Origin of the sequence: Acinetobacter johnsonii (assembly GCF_048551975.1) — a bacterium.
In the GTDB taxonomy this organism is placed as follows: domain Bacteria; phylum Pseudomonadota; class Gammaproteobacteria; order Pseudomonadales; family Moraxellaceae; genus Acinetobacter; species Acinetobacter johnsonii_A.
The window spans coordinates 1-282 of sequence record NZ_JBIMCF010000196.1 but is presented as its reverse complement, the minus strand read 5'-3'; the positions used below and the strand labels follow the sequence as shown (position 1 = coordinate 282).

Sequence of the window (282 nt, the reverse complement as noted above, 5' to 3'; positions counted from 1 at the left end):
ATGCTAGCTATAATTTGGATTTAGTAGAACAACGTTTAATCCTATTGGCCATTGTCGAGGCAAGAGGTAGTGGCAGAGGTATCAAAGCAAATGACCCATTAGAGGTTCATGCAGAGAGTTATGTAAACCAGTTTAATGTTGCACGACAAACAGCTTATCAAGCCCTCAAAGATGCGTGTAAAGACTTCTTCGCACGTCAATTTAGCTATCAAGACGTAAATAAAAGAGGAAATATTGAGAATGTCCTAAGTCGCTGGGTCAGTGAAATTAGATACATTGATG

At 39.0% G+C, this 282-nt stretch carries 1 protein-coding gene; it reads left to right on the top strand.

Translation table 11 applies throughout. The annotated features are described in order from the left end of the window. Positions 1–282 (top strand): RepB family plasmid replication initiator protein (locus ACG9ZB_RS17215; RefSeq protein WP_419326843.1); only part of this gene is annotated, 282 nt, incomplete at both ends.